Source organism: Flavobacterium sp. LC2016-23, from assembly GCF_009674775.1.
Lineage (GTDB): Bacteria > Bacteroidota > Bacteroidia > Flavobacteriales > Flavobacteriaceae > Flavobacterium.
Genome location: NZ_WKKE01000102.1, coordinates 1 through 309, shown reverse-complemented (window position 1 = coordinate 309; position 309 = coordinate 1). Strand labels below are relative to the sequence as shown.

The following is a 309-nucleotide window of genomic DNA, read 5'->3' as shown; positions in this document are numbered from 1 at the left end:
ATCGGTTGCGATTGGGAATTGTGCCTGTGCAGCAGCCAAAGCCTCAGCATCGCTGCATTGCACCGTTACGTTTAAAGCACCTGCCGCAGTGGTCCAGGTTGGCGCGGTAGTATCTTCGATAGTAATCACTTGGGTGAAAGTATCAGAGCTATTTCCACAATCGTCTTTTACGATCCAGGTATTGGTATAGGTTCCTGCGTTGGCACAAGTCTCAGACGGAACAAAAGCGCCGCTTGTTTTTACAGTATTCGAAACATCACCGTCGCAGGTATCGGTTGCGATTGGGAATTGTGCCTGTGCAGCCGTTAA

General features: G+C 49.5%; 1 protein-coding gene. It reads right to left on the bottom strand.

Features of this window, described 5'->3' with window-relative positions; all coding sequences use genetic code 11:
- Positions 1–309: hypothetical protein (locus GJU43_RS23015; RefSeq protein WP_229655124.1), on the bottom strand; the 309-nt coding region annotated here is incomplete at both ends.